At 56.9% G+C, this 19,506-nt stretch carries 18 protein-coding genes and 3 pseudogenes; 11 read left to right on the top strand and 10 right to left on the bottom strand.

Features of this window, described 5'->3' with window-relative positions:
• Positions 1–41: 41 nt before the first annotated feature.
• Genes A7K61_RS02510 through phnC form a run of 5 tightly spaced genes read right to left on the bottom strand, consistent with a single transcriptional unit; the run spans position 42 to position 4,447 of the window.
• Positions 42–911, bottom strand: a complete 870-nt coding sequence (locus A7K61_RS02510) for a LysR family transcriptional regulator (RefSeq protein ID WP_010466239.1) — start codon at positions 909–911, stop codon at positions 42–44.
• Complete coding sequence (gene ptxD / locus A7K61_RS02505) at positions 905–1,915, bottom strand: phosphonate dehydrogenase PtxD (protein ID WP_003118429.1); 1,011 nt, start codon at positions 1,913–1,915, stop codon at positions 905–907. Before ptxD ends, A7K61_RS02510 begins: the two co-directional genes overlap by 7 nt.
• Before the next feature lie 8 nt (positions 1,916–1,923).
• Positions 1,924–2,751: a phosphonate ABC transporter, permease protein PhnE gene (gene phnE, locus A7K61_RS02500; protein ID WP_010466252.1), complete on the bottom strand. Its 828-nt coding sequence runs from the start codon at positions 2,749–2,751 to the stop codon at positions 1,924–1,926.
• Positions 2,752–2,759: 8 nt separating this feature from the next.
• A complete protein-coding gene (gene phnD, locus A7K61_RS02495) occupies positions 2,760–3,623 on the bottom strand; it encodes a phosphate/phosphite/phosphonate ABC transporter substrate-binding protein (RefSeq protein WP_010466255.1) in 864 nt (287 codons plus the stop codon).
• The gene (gene phnC / locus A7K61_RS02490) at positions 3,620–4,447 is read right to left on the bottom strand and encodes a phosphonate ABC transporter ATP-binding protein (protein ID WP_003118432.1); all 828 of its coding nucleotides are present in this window, start codon (positions 4,445–4,447) and stop codon (positions 3,620–3,622) included. The genes phnD and phnC overlap by 4 nt, the downstream gene beginning before the upstream one ends.
• 461 nt (positions 4,448–4,908) lie before the next feature.
• On the opposite strand from phnC, the pseudogene A7K61_RS02485 reads away from it, so the two are divergent.
• The 3 genes and pseudogenes from A7K61_RS02485 to A7K61_RS02475 all read left to right on the top strand — a co-directional run.
• Positions 4,909–5,421, top strand: a pseudogene (locus tag A7K61_RS02485) (IS5-like element ISPre1 family transposase); the annotation flags it as partial.
• 519 nt (positions 5,422–5,940) lie between these two features.
• A complete protein-coding gene (gene ltrA, locus A7K61_RS02480) occupies positions 5,941–7,209 on the top strand; it encodes a group II intron reverse transcriptase/maturase (RefSeq protein ID WP_010466266.1) in 1,269 nt (422 codons plus the stop codon).
• 59 nt (positions 7,210–7,268) lie between these two features.
• Positions 7,269–7,739, top strand: a pseudogene (locus A7K61_RS02475) (IS5 family transposase); the annotation flags it as partial.
• Between the two features lie 130 nt (positions 7,740–7,869).
• Here the strand turns inward: A7K61_RS02475 and A7K61_RS02470 are convergent.
• Genes A7K61_RS02470 through A7K61_RS02450 form a run of 5 tightly spaced genes read right to left on the bottom strand, consistent with a single transcriptional unit; the run spans position 7,870 to position 11,601 of the window.
• The gene (locus tag A7K61_RS02470) at positions 7,870–8,934 is read right to left on the bottom strand and encodes an N-acetylmuramoyl-L-alanine amidase (protein ID WP_041161326.1); all 1,065 of its coding nucleotides are present in this window, start codon (positions 8,932–8,934) and stop codon (positions 7,870–7,872) included.
• Positions 8,935–8,973: 39 nt separating this feature from the next.
• Positions 8,974–9,717 (bottom strand): TraX family protein, encoded by a 744-nt coding sequence (locus A7K61_RS02465; protein ID WP_024078238.1) that lies wholly within the window; start codon positions 9,715–9,717, stop codon positions 8,974–8,976.
• Complete coding sequence (locus A7K61_RS02460) at positions 9,714–10,151, bottom strand: YqaA family protein (RefSeq protein ID WP_024078237.1); 438 nt, start codon at positions 10,149–10,151, stop codon at positions 9,714–9,716. The genes A7K61_RS02465 and A7K61_RS02460 overlap by 4 nt, the downstream gene beginning before the upstream one ends.
• The gene (locus A7K61_RS02455) at positions 10,152–11,300 is read right to left on the bottom strand and encodes a nickel/cobalt efflux protein RcnA (RefSeq protein WP_024078236.1); all 1,149 of its coding nucleotides are present in this window, start codon (positions 11,298–11,300) and stop codon (positions 10,152–10,154) included.
• Positions 11,301–11,307: 7 nt separating this feature from the next.
• Positions 11,308–11,601: a metal-sensing transcriptional repressor gene (locus A7K61_RS02450; RefSeq protein ID WP_024078235.1), complete on the bottom strand. Its 294-nt coding sequence runs from the start codon at positions 11,599–11,601 to the stop codon at positions 11,308–11,310.
• 513 nt (positions 11,602–12,114) lie between these two features.
• Between A7K61_RS02450 and A7K61_RS02445 the strand changes: the two genes are divergently transcribed.
• The 8 genes and pseudogenes from A7K61_RS02445 to A7K61_RS02410 all read left to right on the top strand — a co-directional run bounded on the left by A7K61_RS02445 (position 12,115) and on the right by A7K61_RS02410 (position 19,506).
• Complete coding sequence (locus A7K61_RS02445; protein WP_024078233.1) at positions 12,115–12,852, top strand: HupE/UreJ family protein; 738 nt, start codon at positions 12,115–12,117, stop codon at positions 12,850–12,852.
• 12 nt (positions 12,853–12,864) lie between these two features.
• Positions 12,865–13,518, top strand: a complete 654-nt coding sequence (locus A7K61_RS02440; protein WP_024078232.1) for a hypothetical protein — start codon at positions 12,865–12,867, stop codon at positions 13,516–13,518.
• Positions 13,519–14,652: 1,134 nt separating this feature from the next.
• Positions 14,653–15,018 carry a histone-like nucleoid-structuring protein, MvaT/MvaU family gene (locus tag A7K61_RS30760; protein ID WP_024078231.1) on the top strand — a complete coding sequence of 122 codons (366 nt, stop codon included), beginning with the start codon at positions 14,653–14,655 and terminating at the stop codon, positions 15,016–15,018.
• 64 nt (positions 15,019–15,082) lie between these two features.
• Positions 15,083–15,724, top strand: a complete 642-nt coding sequence (locus tag A7K61_RS33050) for a hypothetical protein (protein ID WP_069556886.1) — start codon at positions 15,083–15,085, stop codon at positions 15,722–15,724.
• Positions 15,725–15,816: 92 nt separating this feature from the next.
• Positions 15,817–17,316, top strand: coding sequence for an IS21 family transposase (istA, locus tag A7K61_RS02425; protein WP_126589213.1), 1,500 nt, complete (start codon positions 15,817–15,819; stop codon positions 17,314–17,316).
• Complete coding sequence (gene istB / locus A7K61_RS02420) at positions 17,309–18,112, top strand: IS21-like element helper ATPase IstB (RefSeq protein WP_069556884.1); 804 nt, start codon at positions 17,309–17,311, stop codon at positions 18,110–18,112. The genes istA and istB overlap by 8 nt, the downstream gene beginning before the upstream one ends.
• 168 nt (positions 18,113–18,280) lie before the next feature.
• A pseudogene (locus A7K61_RS02415) lies at positions 18,281–19,027 on the top strand (ThiF family adenylyltransferase); the annotation flags it as partial.
• Positions 19,024–19,506 (top strand): Mov34/MPN/PAD-1 family protein, encoded by a 483-nt coding sequence (locus tag A7K61_RS02410; RefSeq protein ID WP_017341627.1) that lies wholly within the window; start codon positions 19,024–19,026, stop codon positions 19,504–19,506. The pseudogene A7K61_RS02415 and the gene A7K61_RS02410, both read left to right, overlap by 4 nt.

Genomic DNA, 19,506 nt, shown 5'->3' with positions numbered 1-19,506 from the left:
AGGCTGACAAGCCAAGCGCTGGATCGCAACCATCCATCACCTTATCCAGCTAGATCTGCCTCCTCCAATAAGTGCCGCACAAATCCCGGCGGGTGCAGATTTCCGGGAGGTTTGCGCCAGATCAGTTGGAGACGCTTTTCAAGCCCCGGGATGGGAAGAGCTACCAGCGCGCCACTGCGAACTTCGTCTTGTACTGCGGAAGCCATCACCAACGACACGCCGAGTCCCGCCCTCACTGCTTGTTTGACTGCCTCGGTGCTGCCTAGCTGCATACCGCTGCGAGGCACGCCCAGTTCGCCAAAGTATTCGGTCAGAAGCCGTCCGGTACCGCTACCCGGTTCACCTCCCAGCATCGGCAGGTCCACCAGACGATCACGTTCTATGCACCCTGCTTCAGCCAGCGCATGGTCGGGGCTGACGATAAGCACCAGCGGCTCGACCCGCCAGAGGCGGTGTTCGAAGTCGGGGTGAGGTAGCCACCATTCCATGATCGCGGCGTCGAGCTGGCCCGCCAGTAGCTGGTCGGCCACATCCGGGTTGGCGGCGATGCGCAGATCCACCTCGCCCCTCTCATTTGCGGTCGTCAGATAGTTGCGCACGAATGGCTGGAGAAGGTAGGTGCCGATGTTGGAGCTGGCCCCGACGCGCTCACGATTGCCATGCAGGGCTTCTAGCGCCCGGGCGTGCATGTCGAGCAAGGCGGTCGCATGCGGCATGAAGGCCAGCGCCCGTGTGGTAGGCTGGCAGCCGCTACGACTGCGCTGCACCAGCGTTACGCCGACCTGCTCTTCAAGCTTCTGCAAGTGCTGCGACACCGTCGGCTGGGCCAGCCCCAACGCCCTCGCCGCGCTCTGAAAACTGCCTGTTTGAACGATCGCTACCAGGCTCTTCAGCCAGACCGGATTCAACATGCGGCAGGCTCGGCCTTGGGCAGACGGTTCGCAGCGTTGATTGGGCGCGCACCTGCCAATACCTGGATGATGTTCTGCGCTGCACAACGTTCAATCTCCAGGCGCACCGCGCGCACTGCCGACCCTATGTGCGGAGTGAACAGCGTATTCGGATGCGCGAGCAGCGCAGGATCGATCAGCCGCGGCCGGTCCGCGCGAGCCCAGTCTTCCATTTCGAATACATCCGCCGCATACCCGCCGAGCTGGCCTCGCTCAAGCGCCGCGAGCACGGCGGCTTCATCCACTACCGAACCACGACAGGGGTTTACAAGCAGAGCGCCCGGCCGTACGAGGGCAAGCAGCTCGGCGTTGACCAGATGCTGGGTATCGGCATTCAAGGGAAGCGCCAGCAGGATGAAGTCCGAGCTGGCGAAGAGTTCGCTGCACGCCACCTGGCGCAGGCCGAGCCGTTGCTCGGTTTGTGTATCCAGAGCCTTCGCCTCGTGGTACTGCAGGGTCGCGCCCCATCCCTGCAAGCGATCAGCCATGGCCAGTCCGATGGCGCCCATGCCAAGGATGCCGACCGTAGCGTTATCCAGCCCCGTGCCGTAGAACTGTGGTTGCCAGCCCTGGAACTCGCCAGAGCGGACGAACGCATCTGCTGCCCGCAGATGCCGCCCCAGCCCCACCGCCAGTCCGATCGCCAGCTCGGCAGTCGGGACCGTCAACAGATCAGGCACGAAGGTCAGCCAGACCCCGCGGGCAGTACAGGCGTCCACATCGAAATTGTCGAAGCCCTTGAGCGCGCAGCCGACTACACGCAGCTCAGGGCAGGCTTGAAGAAAGTCTGCATCGACCCGATCGGGCATGAACGCCATCATCGCCTGAGCATCGCGGCAGCGGCGCAGAATTTCCTCGCGCGTCAGCGTGCTGTCGGTCTGGTTGGTCATCAGCTCGCAATGTGGCGCCAGCAGTTGCAGGATCTCATCGTGTACTCGGTGAGTTATAACGAGTTTCGGCAGCATGGTTTGTCCTATTTGAAACGTTTGCGCAGCACGCCACTGAAGGCGTCTACTAGCGTGACCATGGCCAGGATGACCAGCAGGATTGCTGCAACCTCCTGGTACTGCATGATGCGCAGCGAGCCCATGAGTTCGAAGCCGATACCGCCGGCGCCAACCATGCCCATCACGGTGGAGGCGCGAAAGTTGTATTCCCAGCGGTAGATCGCCACGTCGGCGAACTGCGGCGTCACCTGTGGCAAAACCGCGTGCAGCAGCACTTGCATCGGCGTAGCCCCCGCCGCCCGAGCGGCTTCCACCGGCGCTTCGTCGACGTGCTCGATGGCCTCGGCGAAGAACTTGCCGACCATGCCGACCGAATGCAGACCCAGGGCAAGCACGCCCGGCAAGGCGCCGAACCCTACGGCTGCAACGAAGATGATGCCCATGATCAGCTCCGGCACCGACCGCAGGGCATTGAGCAGCACCCGGGCAACACCGAACACAAGGGGGTGCGGCGCCGTATTGCGCGCTGCAACGAAGGCCACCACCAGCGAGAACACCACTGCGATGGCCGTACCGGCGATGCTCATCGCCAAGGTGTCGATCAAGGGGCGAATCCAGCTTCGATAGCCCGAAAAGTCTGGCGGCATGGCCTCGCCTGCCAGGGTCGCGATGGAGGGCAGCCCGTTCAGCAGCGTGGTGGCATCGAGCAGCCCCACGTACCAGCAGGCCAACAGCACCACTCCGAATACAATCGCCACCTGCCCCAGCTGGCGCCACCAACCGAGGCCGAAGCCTCGAAGGATGTGCTCGCGTTGCTCTGCAGGCAGCGCCTGCACGTCGTAATGAGTAGACATATCGGTGCTCACATCGTGGCGAAGTCGAGGCCGAGCAGCGATCCCATGTTGCGGATCACATCGTAGTCGGCGTCGGTGATTGGCGCGAAGGCCTCGGCCTTGAAGTTGCGCAGCACTTCGGGATCGTCGATACCGACGAATACATCCCGCACCTTGGTTTTCAGCTCGGGGCTCAGGTTCGAGCGCATCGCCCAGGGGTACTGGGGGTATTCGCCGCTGTAACCAAGTACTTTCACCTTGCTCGGATCGATTAGGCCACGTTCGGCTACGTGATTGAAAATTACCTCCGACAGCCCACCCGCATCGGCGTTGCCGTTCGCCACGTTGACGGCAACGGCGTCATGCGTGCCCACAAAATGTTGTTCGTAGTCCTGCCCACCCGTCAAATCGGCCGTCTCAAGAAGCACGGTTTTGGGAATCAAATGGCTGGACGTCGATGCCCGGTCACCATAGGCCATCTTCTTGCCCTTAAGGTCGGCATACTCATTCACGCCTGACGCCACATTGGCGATAATCACCGAGCGATAGGTCGGCTTGCCGTCGATGACCATGGCAGCGAAGGGCTCGATGTCGCTTTTGCTTTTGGCCATGACGTAGGACAGCGGACCGAAATACGCCAGGTCGATACGGCCAAAGCGCATCGCCTCAATCATCGAGGAATAGTCGGTGGTTACGATCAGCTGCACCTTCTTGTCCAGATGCTCTTCCAGATAATCCTTCAGCGGCTGGTTACGCTTGATCAGCTCGGAGGCGTTTTCGTCCGGCAGCAGGGCAACCTTTAGCACATCCGGATCGGCATCGGCCGCTAGGGCGGACAAACTTGAAACAGCGGACAGCAAGCAAGTCAATAAGAGCGCGGATAAGCGTTTCATCGGGACATCTCCAGTGAAGGTTCGAGCATGACAGGTGGTTCAGCCGGAGCATTCGCTGGCTGAGTCGTAGAGCGGCCTGCATAGATGCGCTCAAGCTGCGCATCGGTGAGTTCCGAGGGCGCGGCATCGAAAACGATCTGAGAATCGGCCAGCCCGACGACGCGATCGGCGAAGCGGCGGGCATATTCGAGTTGATGCAGCGAAACGATGGCGGTGATGCCGTCTTCCTTGCAGATGTCGCGCAGCAATCCGAGAACACGGACCGAAGTGGCCGGGTCGAGACTGGCTACCGGCTCATCGGCCAGAATGATCGCCGGCTGTTGCGCTAGCGCACGCGCGATGCCTACCCGCTGCTGCTGGCCACCGGACAGTTTGTCCACCCGGCTTAGCGCCTTGTCTGCCAGACCGACCCGAGCGAGGCAACTGAGCGCAATCTCCTGATCGGCACGCGGCAGAGGAAACAGCGAGCGGAGCGTGTTGTGAAAGGCCAGCCGACCGGTAAGCACATTAGCCAGTGCGCTTTGACGTTCGATTAGCTGGTGGTGCTGAAAGATCATGGCGGTACGCCGACGATGCTGACGCAAGGCCGAGCCGCTGCCGAGTTCACCGAGTTCGCTGGTGACACTGCCGCCAGTGGGCGTGACGAGTCGATTGAGACTACGGAGCAAGGTCGACTTGCCTGCGCCCGAGAGACCAAGCAGCACGGTGAACTCACCACGCCGAAATGCAATCGAGGTATCGCGTAGGGCTGTCACGCCGCCTGGATAGACGACGCTCAACCGGTCGACCCGCAGCACGGCGTCCTGTATCGGATGGGGCGTCATTTGATCACCTTTCGCAATATTGCTGGCCGCACAATTGCGGTTCGCGATGCAAAGGGTAGAAATTCCTTGTTACCGCACTGCTTCTAAAGGATGACATTTCGATGAATACTTCGAATCTGCCGTAGCGGGGCGGCAAGCGAAGCCGTGGAAGAACGGGCGCAACGTAGCGTCTTTCTTCACGCGGGATACAGGAGGCTTTGATTGATACTGCTGCGGATTCGCTACAGTAACGTTGGGCCAGAACGTAATGCCATCCAAGCAAGAGAGCGCACACTAGCGGACTATAGGAGACATTCTATTCTTGCCCGTCGATTGACCTAGGCCGTTATGTGGCTGGTCGAAACCTTCAGGTGCCGCCCAACTAGACGTCTGTTGTCGCGCCCAGCTTAATGCTAGGGAAACTCTGAAGAAGACTTCCAGATTTTGGCAAAATACCCGGATTCCACCCACCGAGTTTCCCGATGAAGCAGATGACCTTCGCCGACGCCGAGTACGCCGGTAAGCGCAAACAAACCCGCAAAGAGTTGTTCCTGATCGAGATGGATCGGGTGGTGCCGTGGAAGGGTTTGATTGCCTTGATCGAGCCGCATTATCCCAAGGGTGAAGGCGGTCGTCCGGCCTATCCGCTGATGGCGATGCTGCGCGTGCACCTGATGCAAAACTGGTTCGGTTACAGCGATCCAGCGATGGAAGAGGCGCTGTACGAGACCACCATCCTGCGCCAGTTCGCGGGGCTGAGCTTGGAGCGTATCCCCGATGAAACCACCATCCTCAACTTCCGTCGTTTGCTGGAGAAGCACGAACTAGCCGCCGGCATCTTGGCTGTCATCAATGGCTATCTGGGCGACCGAGGGCTGTCGCTGCGCCAAGGCACGATCGTCGATGCCACGCTGATCAATGCGCCGAGTTCGACCAAGAACAAGGACGGTAAGCGCGACCCGGAAATGCATCAGACCAAGAAGGGTAACCAGTACTGTGTGTCACGAACACAGGTCAGATGACCTGTGCTGCTGTGCCGAAGATGGAAGTAGGCCTTCCGAAGTCGGCTTGCAGGAGCGGACTTCAAACCACCCGGTGCTGCTGCATCCAAAAGGTGTGGTGGTGAGCGACCGAGGAAAAGTCATCCCTGAGGATGGCAGGTGAGTATGGAGAAGATGAGCGAAAGCAAACCGTCCGATGACGCATCGTTATGCCCAAGGTGCTGCCGAAACTGAGGTGGAGTACTGGCTTCAGGACAAGTCGGGGCGTTACCTGCTTACGGACCCGATGGCAGCCGGTGTATAGGCGGCATGATCTTCATACAGGCTTTGGTACGGAACGTGAGAACCTTGTTCCAGATGCGAAGGAAAATGACAAATGGCCAACACCATGAGGAAGAATACCGATGCTGGAACGAGGGGCGGAGCCTCCCGTAGTAGCGATGAAGCCTCTGTAATGGAGGTGGAGCGAAGGGGCGGCGTTATCCGGCCGACGAGCGTTGCCAACCTCCGGGGATGAGTGGCGTGAGCTCGGCGAAACCTTATGACATAGCGAAACGCACGGTATGGGACGCCTACCAGCAGGTCAGGGCCAACCGCGGTGCTGCCGGCATCGACGATGAAACCATCGCCGATTTCGAGCGGGATCTGTCTAAGAATCTCTACAAGCTGTGGAATCGGATGTCGTCGGGGTCGTACTTCCCGCCTCCGGTCAAGCAAGTAGAAATTCCCAAGGCATCGGGAGGCACGCGCAAGCTGGGAGTGCCCACGGTTGGTGATCGTGTCGCGCAAACCGTGGTCAAGCTTCTCATCGAGCCGGAGCTGGACTCGATCTTCCACTCGGACTCCTATGGGTACCGGCCGGGACGATCAGCGAAGCAGGCGGTGGCGATCACGCGTGAGCGCTGCTGGCGATACGACTGGGTGGTGGAGTTTGATATCAAGGCAGCCTTCGATCAGATCAATCATGGGTTGCTGATGAAGGCGGTGCGCCTGCACATCAAGGAGGACTGGATACTTCTGTACATCGAGCGGTGGCTGGTTGCGCCGTTCGAAACGGATCACGGTATGCGCGTCCGACGCGAACGCGGCACCCCGCAAGGTGGAGTGATCAGTCCCCTCCTGATGAATCTGTTCATGCACTATGCCTTCGACACCTGGATGCAACGTACCAGCCCCAACTGCCCGTTTGCCCGCTACGCCGATGATGCGGTGGTGCACTGCCGCAGTCGAAAGCAAGCGGAGTACGTGATGCGCTCCATTGCTTCACGGCTGGCTGCCTGTGGCTTGACGATGCACCCCGAGAAATCGAAGGTCGTGTACTGCAAGGACAGTAACCGTCGCGCAGGTTATCCGCATGTGAGCTTTACCTTCCTCGGCTTCACCTTTAGGCCGAGGAAGGCGCTCAGCAAACAAGACCAGCTCTTCACGAGCTTCCTTCCGGGAGCGAGTGCGGATGCCTTAAAGCGGATGCGGCAAGCGGTACGCAGGTGGCGACTCAATCGCCAAACCCACGTGACGCTGGTCGACGTGGCTCGGCTCTACAATCCAGTGATACAGGGGTGGTCGCAATACTATGGCTCGTTCTATCGGACAGCCATGCTTGGCATCTTCCAGCACATTGACCGCGCGCTTGAACGCTGGGCCCGACGAAAATACAAGGCTCTTCATAGGCGCAAGCGGCGCATTAGCCAATGGCTGGACAAGATGCGGACTGTGGTACCCCGGCTGTTTCATCACTGGCGAGTGACCGGGCAGCAAGGTTGGATAACGGGAGCCGTATGACGCGAGAGTGTCACGTACGGTTCTGCGAGCGGCTGCGGGGGCAGTTCCCGCGGCCGACTCACCACTTCGGCATGAAGGCGCACATCGGTGTCGATGATGAGTCGGGCTTGGTGCACAGCGTGGTGGGCACGGCGGCCAACGTGGCCGATGTCACCCAGGTCGATAAGCTGCTGCACGGCGATGAGAACATGGTCGGTGCCGACGCGGGTTACACCGGCGTCGAGAAACGCCCTGAACATGAAGGCCGGGGGGTCATCTGGCAGATCGCCGCCCGCCGTAGTACTTACAAGAAGCTTGATAAGCGCAGTGCTTTGTACAAAGCCAAGCGCAAGATTGAGAAGGCCAAGGCTCAGGTACGAGCCAAGGTCGAGCATCCGTTCCGGGTGATCAAGCGCCAGTTCGGTTATGTGAAGGTGCGCTTCCGTGGTCTGGCGAAGAACACGGCGCAACTGATGACGCTGTTCGCGCTGTCGAACCTGTGGATGGCGCGCCGACATTTACTGGCGAATGCAGGAGAGGTGCGCCTGTAATGTGGAAAATGGCTGCCGCGAGGTGCTCGCGGCGGCTAAAAACACAGAAATAAGCGGGTGATCTGAGCGTTTTTGATCGATTTGCCGCTTTTAAAATCGGCAGGGGCTGAAGTCAGCCAGAAATACACAACTACTTCAGACCATCCTTAGAGATGAATCCAGTTTCAACCAGGATTGACGGTACGTCTGGCGACTTAAGTACGGCAAAGCCCGCCTGCTCCACACGCTTCTGGTGCAAAGTGGTGATGCCCGCCAAACTTCTCAGTACGGAGTGGCCCAGTTCCAGGCTCGTTGCGACTGTAGCGCTCATCGACATGTCGAGAATCACTCCTGCCAGCATGGGGTCCTTATCTTTGAGTGCGAGGCTTTTGGTCGTACCGAGTAACTCGGCGCCGTTCTCCTTCTGCGCGAGCCAGCGCGCAGTAGTGGACGTGGCTCCACCTTCCGATAGCGCATAGATCGACGCTCCGGAGGCCGTGCGCCGAGGCGCGGCGTCCGCGTGTATGGAAATGAAGATATCGGCATTGTGTTGGCGAGCAATCTCCACCCGCTTGCGTAACGGTACGTAAACATCGCTGTCGCGTACGAGTCGCACGGTAAACCCCTTTTCCCGCTCGATCCGTTTGGCCAACTGCCGAGCAATTGACAGCACCACATCTTTTTCCCGCTCGCCATTGGCCCCGACTGCTCCAGGGTCTTTACCGCCATGCCCTGGGTCTACCACGACGATGATGTCGCGCTTTGGATGAGCCGAATCATTAAGCACAACCTGCGGTGCAGCCGGCTGTATTGCCGGGGATGCCGAGTTGGAAATATCCAGCACTAAGCGATGCCCCTGTGCCTGTTCAGGTGCCAGCATGAAGGTATTCAACTGCACGGGACCTATCAGGTCCAGGACAATCCGCGTTCCTGTACCTTGAGGCCCTGAACGTATAGCGCGGATTGGCATGTTACCCAGTTGCAGTTTGCTCAAATCAAAGGCAAGGCTGGTTCCCATCAGATCGAGAATCAACCGATCCGGCGCCGTCAGGGAGAAGGTCTTGTACTGTGCTGGACCACTTAGGTCTAGCACCAGCCGAAGCTTGTCGTCGGTGTTCCATAGCCGAACATTTAGGACTTGTGCGGCTTGTAAGCCCAAAGGTAAAGCAAAGGCAAAACCGGCCAAAAATAGATTGAGTAATGAACGTCTGTGCATCTCGTTTACCGTTTTTGGGGAGAGTCCTTTCTCTGCCATTCAGATTAAGAACCGTAGAGCTTGCAGAGCGGCAAGGTGTCCCGGATAAAACCAGTAGCCCCATTGCCGCACCGGCCAGACGTTGAAGGTGAACTTCTGATGCAGCAGCCAGAGTCCGATCAGCGGAGCGGCAAATGCAGTGCTCAAGGCCAGCAATGAGTGAATTTCAAGATCCATAGCCCTGGTCACGATGCTACTGCGGGTGTTGCTCAACAGGCATAGAACTGCTGGCAGCAACCAAAGAGCACCGGGCCTCTTGATCGCTAACAAGACAGCCGCAGGAACGAGCGCGCCGTATAGCCCGTACATCAACGGGTCATCCAGCACGTAGGCAATCGCGGCAGCCATCAAGGCCATAGCGCTGCTCAACAAGGTGCGATGTTGCCATCCCCAGGCAATCACCAGCCCCAATGCCAGGGTAACCAACACGTTGAATGATCCCGAGGTGCTGATATAGCGATAAGGCACTTCTGAAATGGCGGCGAACACCAGCATCAAGGCGAGGTAGCGTCCATTCGCGGCAGTCAGTAATTCGCCCGGTTTGGAGCGCGCCACGTTGGCAGCAATGGCGACACAGAACAGCGGAAAGGAAAGCCGCCCCAGAATGAACAGATTGCTCATCTCCGGCCACACCAACCGCAAGTGATCGATGACCATGGTCAGCATCGCCAGCCACTTGATCAGATCCAGGCTACTGCTTCGGCTCTTGAGTGAGGAATGCTGGGTTGTATGAGCAGTCGTCATGTCCACCCCAGTGTGACGGCGGTCAGCAAGAGATAACGCACGCCCTTGGCCATGGTGACGATCAGCAGGAAACTCCAGAATGGCTCGCGCATGACTCCGGCGACGACCGTCAGCGGATCGCCAATGATGGGCACCCAGCTCAGCAGCAACGACCAGCGCCCGTAGCGCAGGTAAGACTGCTGGGCCTTTTCGAGCTTGCTCTCGCTCACCGGGAACCATCGCTTGTAGCGAAATCGCTCGATAGAGCGACCCAGAATCCAGTTCAGCGCAGAGCCAAGAACGTTGCCGAAGGTGGCGACCGCCAATAGCGCAGAAGCAACGTATTGGTTGGAGAGCAACATCCCGACCAACACAGCTTCAGACTGCATGGGCAATAACGTGGCGGCACCGAATGCCGCCAGAAATAGACCAAAATAGCTGGCGAGTTCGAACACTTAAACGACGCCTTGGGCGCTCAAGCCGATCCAACCATGGAAGCCTACGTACAGACCAACACCGATTATCAACACGCTGGACAGGTACGGTGCACGACGAGCCACGGTGCCCAGCCACGGCCAGCGGTTGGAAGCCTGTTTAGCACCAATAGCCGCAGCAGCTCCCACCGCCACCAAGGTGATCGCCAAGCCGATGCTGAAGCACAGGACGAGTATGCCTCCCAGCGCGACTTCTTTAACCTGAAGACACAGCAACAGAACGGTGATGGCAGCCGGACAAGGAATCAAACCACCCGTCAAACCGAACATGACGATCTGGCCCGTGGTCACCTCACGATTCGTGAAGCGCTTACGGATATCGTTGGCATGTGCGCGTTCATGCGCATCCTGATAGCCATCAATTGACAACTCCAGACCTTCCAGTTCGGAATGCGCGTGCCCGTGATCATGCTCCTGGAACGCCAGATCGTAATCATGGGAGTGGCCCGCATGCCCAAGACTCAAGCGCGCACTGAACTCATGAGGCTCCGGGATATCGACTGCCGACTCCAGAAAGCCTTCGCGCTCGACGAAAGAGAACGATTGAGTGCTGCCGTCCGGACGAGTCGTCATTAGGCGAACATCCGATGTAGCCCAAGCGTGTCCGGTCAATGTTTTCAGGCGCCAATGCGGTGGCATACCTACTTCAAAAATCGACAGTTCGATGCGCCCGTGGCCGGTATCGATTCGATGGGTTTCATCATGATGGCCATGGTCATGCTCACCGTGGTGGTGGTCATCACCTTGCTCGAACTTGAACATCTGCTCACCGCGCCAGGTACGCCACAGCATCCAAAGAGCAACTACGATGATCAGTGCAGAGGACGCAAGCTGGAAGTACGGCTCAGTGGTTTGAGCGTCCAGACCTTTGCCCAGGTACATGCCGCCGATGGCGACCAACCACACCACGGCGGTGTGCGACAGCGTCGCGGCCAGACCCAACAAAACGGCCTGTTTAACCGAACCACGAATGGCCACGATGAAAGCGGCCATCATGGTTTTTGAATGGCCCGGTTCCAGGCCATGCAAGGCACCGAGCAAGATAGCGCTCGGGAAATACAGCCAGGCGTGTGTACCGCCCTGTTGCAGCAGTTCAGCAAAGTTGGGCATGTCAGACCTAGAGGTACTTGGTGATTTGTTTGAAGGCTTCCAACGGTGCGCGCTCGCCATTGTTCAAGGCTGAGACTGTGTCCTCCAGACAGTGATCAATGTGATCCTGGATGAGCGTGCGCTTCGCTTGACATACGGCTTTTTCGACCGCATGCAGCTGCTGAGCGATGTCCACGCACTGACGCCCCTCTTCAATCATGGTGATGATGCCGCGTAAATGGCCGTCCGCCCGTTTGAGACGCTTGATGATCGCCTCGTGACTTTGGTGAGTGTGGGGATGGCTGTGTTCGTTTTCACTCATGACTTGAGCCTCGGGCCTTAATGAATTACGCTGGCATCCTATCCCCCCTTAGGGGATGCGGTCAAACGCATCAAAGCCCTGAAAAACGAGTTGAAGCCCGATCACGATGTTCAGCAGAACACTGACAACAACGGTGGTATTCGCGCTTGTCCTCGCCATGTTTGTGGCCTGGGCCGGGCATACCTATACGTTGTCAGTGACGTCGAAACAGCCTGCTTGGGAGGTTGCGCAAGACGCCCATCACTCTCATGAAGAGCTGACTGAGATGTCGTGTGCGAGCTGCTCGGATCACTATCACTCCCCGCTGACCCCTGACCATCAGCACGAAACACCGCAGCTCACTTCACTGTTGATTTTGGCCGAACAACCCAAGCTATCGGTGCGGGTTGATGCCCCGCAATATGCAGTTCCCCCTCCGCCGATATTCTTGATCAAGCGTCCACCCCGTCCTTCGTTCGCATCCTGACCATGGCCGCGCAGCGGCCTTTGATCCCTCCAACGTAGGATTTATCCATGCATTCGCACTCGATGAGCGGCGTGGGCGCATTCACTGCGCCATCGCACCGCCCGCTACTGCTGTTGTTTTTACTTGTCGCTGCACTTTTCCTCGGGATGCCCGAGGCGATGGCTCACGCCGTCGCGGAAGGTGACAAGGGCTTTATCCAGGAAAGTTCCGGCGTCATGTTGCTGCCCTTCATCTACATGGGCGCCAAGCACATGATGACGGGCTACGATCACCTGCTGTTTCTGTTCGGGGTGATCTTCTTCCTTTACCGCCTGAAGGATGTGGGGCTCTACGTCACACTGTTCGCGGTAGGCCACTCGGTGACGTTGCTGCTGGGCGTGCTGACCGAGATCAGCATCAGCTCGTACATCATCGACGCCATCATCGGTTTTTCGGTGGTGTACAAGGCACTCGATAACTTGGGCGCGTTCCAGCGCTGGTTCGGTTTCCAACCCAATACCAAAGTGGCCACGCTGATTTTCGGCCTGCTCCATGGTTTCGGCCTGGCCACCAAAATCCAGGAGTACGAGATCTCGCCCGACGGGCTGATCCCCAACTTGCTTGCGTTCAACGTCGGCGTCGAGATCGGCCAGTTGCTGGCCCTTAGTGCGATTCTCATTCTGATGGGGTATTGGCGGCGCACCGCCAGTTTCTGGCGCCACGCCTATACCGCCAACGTCGCCATGATGAGTGCCGGTTTCCTGCTGATGGGTTACCAGATCACCGGCCTGTTTATCTCCGCCTAAGGAATTCTGACCATGTTCAATACTCCGCTTCCAACTGTTAATGAATTGCCCAGCACTCGCAAACTGGTTCGTTCGACTGTCATTGCACTGCTGACTGCTATTGGCCTGCTGATGACCGTTGTCATGCCTTCGGAATACGCCGTTGATCCTACGGGTGTGGGCCGCGCACTGGGTCTGACCCAAATGGGCGAATTGAAGATCATCCTTGCCCAAGAGGCGTTGGCGGATACAGCGCCGCCGCAAGCATTAGCTCCTAGTTCAGCTCCAGCTCCAGCTCCGCAGATTGCGCAAATCCAACCTGCTGCAATACCTGTGGCCCAATCAGCGTCGGCACCGACCCCAGCCATGAAGACGAATCAAATGACCGTCACGCTCAAACCAGGTGAAGGGACAGAGATCAAACTGGAAGTGCTGAAGAACAAGACTGTGAGTTATGAATGGACAGCGGCTGGTGGGCTTGTGAACTACGACACCCATGGCGAGCCCTACAACGGTGAAAAGGGTTACTTCCACAGCTACAACAAGGGCAAGCAGGTCAAAAGTAATAAAGGCGAATTCACCGCCATTTTTGACGGCACCCATGGTTGGTTTTGGCGTAATCGCAGCAATAACGACGTGACCATTTCGTTGAAGACGAGTGGTGATTACCTGAACGTCAAACAGTAATCCGACACAGAGACGGCTGTCCTACTGCCGAAAACGCGGACTTCAGCCTGACCACAGACCATTTATTTCATCCACTTTTGAAGAGTATTCCCATGAAATCCCCAACCACTCTGATTCGTTCTGTGCTGCTGTTCTGCTTCCTGGGCTTGATGACGGCATGCGGCGGTGGTGAGAAAGGCACAACCTCCGAGAGCGCTGAGCACGGACATTCGCACGAGTAACACTCTAAAAAAACAAGGCCGCGATTGCGGCCTCGTTTTTCTGCATGACGAAAAGTTCTAGCCTATATCCCGCAAACAAATGACTGCTTTGGGTCGTCCTCTGCCGGTCATGGCCACGAAGCCTGCAGGTCAAATCCGAAGCAAATTACTGGTCAAATCGAATGCAAATGGCTGGGCAAGTCTGTGCAATTACCTAACGGATAGGCTCTCGACAGAACTGGTATAGCATCCCTTGATTCTTCTATGCCATCATCGATGCTTGTAAAATCGGAGGCTAAGGACATGGCAAACGATTTACCACCAGATTACATAGAGTTCGCGAAACAGCTGGGGTTCTCGTCACCAGAGCAGTGGGACGTGACCAGGGGAAATCTGAAAGATGGCTGGAAACGAATTCATCGTCGCATTGTGACAGGGCGGTCTCTTCGGGGGACGATTCTGGACTTTGTAGCTAGAATGAATTCGTCTGACGATCACTTTAGGCGCAAGTCCGGTGAGGTCGGGGTAACTAGGGTAACTCCAGTATCCGCGCAGGTTCAGCTTTTTGAGGATCTATACCCACAATTTGCGCCTTATGTTCCCCCTCAGACGTCGGTAGGATCTGAACACCGGATCAAAAAACCGAAAGCTCCCAAAGTCCGAAAGCCGAAAGTTAAGACGCCAATGTTTGTACAAATTGGATTTGGCTTAGTAAAGCACCTTCCGGCCACGGAAAATCGAGAGGGACAGCGTGATTCTCGACGAACACACTACACCAATCGAAAAAGCCTCAAAGAGCATAATTTACGTGCCAGGTTGGTCGCTAAGCGGATCACATGGGGATAGCGATTAATCCTGATATTTCTAAGATCTCAGTTGTTGCGCTAGATTTGTCAATTCGTATACTGCTCAATCATTTTATAAAGGTCATCTCATGTCCCGTCTTGCTGAGTTCCGTCAACTCGAAAAACACTTGGCCGAACAACTCGCTGCCCTTGAAGCCATGAAAGGCGACGAAGGCCTGAAAAAAGAAGTTGAATTCGAAACTAAGCTGCGGGCTTTGCTTGCCGAGTACGGTTATAGCCTCCGCAACGTCATCGCTCTCCTCGATCCCCAGGCAGCAAGCCGTGCTTCTACTACCGCTGCCCCGAAAAGTGTCCGCAAAGCACGTGACGTCAAGATCTACCAAAACCCAAATTCGGGCGAGTTGATCGAGACCAAGGGCGGGAACCATCGCCAGCTCAAGGAATGGAAAACTGAATTCGGCGCGGACATTGTTGAGTCCTGGCGCACTCAGTAAGATCGGTTTGAGTACAAATGAGGGCCCGGTGGGGCCCTTTTTCGTAGCCACATGCGGGGTAATCATGGATCGACATCTCTACAGGTTCAGGACAGCGGATCGTCTGCTCGGAAAAGACGCCACCGAGACCAAGGAGGCTGTGCCCGGTGAGCTTGAGAAGCTTGAGATTTACTTCGCACCGCCTGAGCAATTGAACGATCCTCTAGAGGGGTACAAGGAAATCTACTGGGCGGGTGATGAAATCGTCTGGGCGAATTTCTTTAGGCATTACCTATTGATACTAGCGCTTCGAAGCTGGGAGATTGATGACGCGGTAATGAGCGGCGTGCCACTTCCTAATGAGCTCCCAATTGGCCAGTATCCTGCTAATCTCCGGGGTGTGTACCTCTTTGCTTTCCAGGAAATGGATTACCTGCTCCAAAGTAGTGAGATATTTCAGGGGTACATCAAGGCACTCTCTAAAGCCGAGAGAAAACACTACAAGCCACAGTTGTTGCTCTACCTCAGTTCTCTGCATACGCGCTTCTTAACAATCGTACTTTCAGTAAGTTACAAGTACGAGTTAACCGGTGCACATCATCCTGAGAATCCTGGAGACCCACTAGGGGACAGTGACTTTCATCTGAAGATAATATCAAATATCGAAGCAGATGATGGCCAGCATCGTGATTTTGAGTCATACATGTTGCCGCTGACCGAAAACTGACCCAGTAAAGGCTGTTCTGCCGACTGAAAACTGACCCAGGTGTTCAACTGCTTCTGCTCATTTTCCGAGCAGGAGAACACAGGGTGATCAGCATGGAAATGTTGGGAAAAATCCGGCGGATGTACTTCCGCGACAAGCTCTCGCTGCACCAGATAGCCAAGCGTACCGGGCTGTCGAGAAACACCATCCGAAAATGGGTCAGAGCGCCCGAAGCCACTCAGCCGGCGTACCAGCGGTGCGCGACCTTCAACAAACTCAGCCCATTCCACGACACGCTGGAACAGGCGCTGAAAGCCGATTCGTTCCGGGCAAAGCACAACCGCAGAAGCGCTAAAGCACTTTTCGAGCAGATCAAGGCCGAGGGTTATGACGGCGGCTATAGCCAGCTCACGGCGTTTGTACGCTCGTGGCGAGGTGAGCAAGGCAAGTCTTTACGCGCTTTTGTACCGCTGACGTTTGCGCTCGGTGAGGCCTTTCAATTCGACTGGAGCGAAGAAGGTCTGCTGATCGGCGGCCTGTTCCGGCGTATCCAGGTCTCTCATATGAAGCTGTGCGCCAGTCGCGCATTTTGGTTGGTTGCGTATCCCAGCCAAGGCCACGAGATGTTGTTCGATGCCCATACCCGCTCATTTGGCGCGTTAGGTGGGGTGCCGCGTCGTGGCATCTACGACAACATGAAGACCGCTGTCGACAAGGTCAACAAGGGTAAAGGCCGCACGGTCAATGCCCGGTTTGCCGTGATGTGCGCGCATTACCTGTTCGATCCGGACTTTTGCAACGTGGCCTCCGGCTGGGAAAAAGGTATTGTCGAAAAGAACGTCCAAGACAGCCGACGGCGCATCTGGCTGGATGCTCAAAACTGCATGTTCCACACCTTCGAGGAACTGAATGCCTGGCTCGGCCAACGCTGTCGTGCGCTGTGGAGCGAGCTGCTGCATCCGCAGTACAACGGACTTACTGTGGCGGAAGTTTTGGAGCTGGAACGGGTCGAAATGATGCCGATGCCGACGGCCTTTGATGGCTACGTCGAGCGCACCGTTCGGGTCTCCAGCACCTGCCTGATCAGCGTGGCGCGAAATCGCTATTCGGTGCCTTGTGAGCGAGTCGGCCAGTGGGTCAGCAGCCGTCTTTACCCATCCCGGATCGTGGTCATCGCCGATGACGCAATGATTGCCAGCCACGAGCGCCTCTTTGATCGAGATCAGGTCAGTTTTGACTGGCAGCATTACATCCCACTCATCGAACGCAAGCCGGGTGCACTGCGCAATGGCGCACCGTTTGCCGATCTGCCCAATCCGTTGCAGCTTCTCAAACGGGGCCTGAGACGTCACAGCAATGGTGATCGAATCATGACGCAGGTGCTCGCTGCCGTGCCCATCGCCGGTCTCGACCCGGTGCTGGTAGCGGTAGAACTGGTGCTTGAGTCGGGAAGTCTGAGCGCCGATCACATCTTAAATGTTCTCGCCCGACTCACCGCTACTGCACCACCGCCTTCCGTAGAAACCAGCCTGCAACTCAAGGTGGCTCCCGTTGCCAACACGGCCCGATATGACCAACTCCGTACAACAGATGAGGAGAGCCGTAATGCGTGACTTGATGGCAGAACTTAAAGAACTGCGTCTGCATGGCATGGCGCAGGCTTGGGAAGAACTGGCGGCCCAGGGAGAAGCTTCGACGGCATCCTCGAAGTGGCTGCTTGAGCATCTGCTCCAACAGGAGCAGGCAGATCGCGCCGTGCGCTCGGTGAATCATCAGATGAACATGGCAAAGCTCCCCATGCACCGTGATTTAGCTGGCTTTGACTTTAGCGCTTCCAGCGCTGATGCCCGTCTAATCAAGGAATTATCCAGCCTTGAGTTTACGGAGACTGCGCAAAATGTCGTGTTCATCGGTGGGCCTGGAACCGGAAAAACACACCTGGCCAGTGCCTTGGCCGTGTCCGGAATCACTACTCATAACAAACGAGTACGGTTCTTCTCCACGGTCGATCTCGTCAACCTGCTGGAGCGTGAAAAGTACGATGGTAAGGCAGGCCGAATCGCCCAGGGACTGCTTCGGACAGACCTGGTGATACTCGATGAGCTTGGGTATTTGCCCTTCAGTCAGAGTGGTGGCGCGCTGTTATTTCACCTGCTTTCAAAACTGTACGAGCACACCAGCGTGGTCATCACCACCAACCTCAGCTTCTCGGAATGGTCGAGTGTGTTTGGCGACGCCAAGATGACCACAGCGTTGCTGGATCGGCTGACACACCACTGCCATATCGTCGAAACGGGCAACGAGTCCTACCGCCTGCAACACAGCACCTTGGCCGCTCAGACAAAGATCAAATCGCGTGAACGAAAGCGCAAGGACGAAGATGGTATTGAGGACGATGAGCCGTTTTGATCTGCACCGTAAACACCCTTCCGCATGCCTGCATGCGGTGGGGCCAGATGCGTCTTCAACTAGGACACTACTGCTAAGCTTATCCACAATTGCTGGGACAAAAATCAGCAATCCGCCCTGGGTCAATTTTCAATCGGCAGGGTGGGTCAGTTTTCAATCAGCGCCAACATTTGTGTTGGCGTTGGCTCGTTAGGCAGTGCGGTGGCAATACAATTGGCACGATCCGGTGTCGGCCACCTTACCCTCATCGATCCTGACACTTTGGTGTCAGCCAATCTGGGGAGGCACGTTCTGGGAGCGGATAGCCTAGGTAGACTGAAAGCCTCCGCGTTGAGGGACAAGATTCTGTTAGATCTTCCGACGACAGAATGCACCGCTTATGCGACTTTTGCCGAAGTGGTGATGAGCAGCAAACCAGAAGTGTTTGATAACGCAGATCTGGTGGTGATCACGACAGCAGACTGGCAGTCGGAGGTCACTGTATGGCGAGCCAAATCAAGCGGCGCTCCTTGGGGGCTTTTACAAGCCTGGAGCGAACCGTATACCCAGGTAGGCCATGCGCTATTCGCACCAGCCGGCACCTTTGATGGCCGTCAGTTGTTCACGGACGTCGGCGATTTTCTGCATAGATTTACAGAGTGGCCGGGAGGCGGTGTTGTTCCACTGCCCGCGTGTGGCGAGAGCTTTATCCCAGGCGGCTCGCTGGGAATGACCAATATCGCCTCTATGGTGTCGCACACGGCCTTACGCGCATTGACCGGCAACATCGCCACTGCATCTTGGGTCAGCAGTATCTACAGGCCTGAAGATGTTCTGAGCCTAGGAGGCCAATACCATGGTCCCAAACTGCCAGAGGGAGCGCAGCAAATCTTACTCGAGCGCGGATGGCCGGAAGATAAGGACGAAACGGTATGACGGATATCGCATGGCGCTGGCGATGGCCGGAGGTGAATTCCGAGCTATTGGTGTCCCAAGCTGTCGCGGACATCTTGGATAGTCATCGGCAGGGCCTTTTTGGCGTGGAGCGAGGGGGACAGTTATTTGTCAACCCGGTTGATCCGAAAGGGTTGCTGCTGGCCTTGGCCACGTTGCCTCATCGCGCCGATCGGTCAGGCTGGTCTTGGCTAGAGTTGGATGCGGAGCGGTGCCGTCAGGAAATCCAGGCTGCCAACGAACAAGGGTTACGTCTGGTGGGCTATTGGCATACGCATCCCCAATCCGTTCCGGTGATCTCTCCGGCAGACATCGGAAGTTTCTCCAAATTTGCTGCACGTTACACGCAGGATCTGCCGCACCCAATAGCCGTTATTGTCGGCAAGTCCGAAAAACCAGAAGGTATCAAGGCGTGGTCGTTCAGGGACGGCAGATATGTTGAGGCAACCTGTATCAGATGA

Origin of the sequence: Pseudomonas sp. AP42 (assembly GCF_001728935.1) — a bacterium.
Classification (GTDB): domain Bacteria; phylum Pseudomonadota; class Gammaproteobacteria; order Pseudomonadales; family Pseudomonadaceae; genus Aquipseudomonas; species Aquipseudomonas lactis.
The sequence above is the reverse complement of the archived record's forward strand: the minus strand, read 5'-3'. Positions and strand labels throughout refer to the sequence as shown.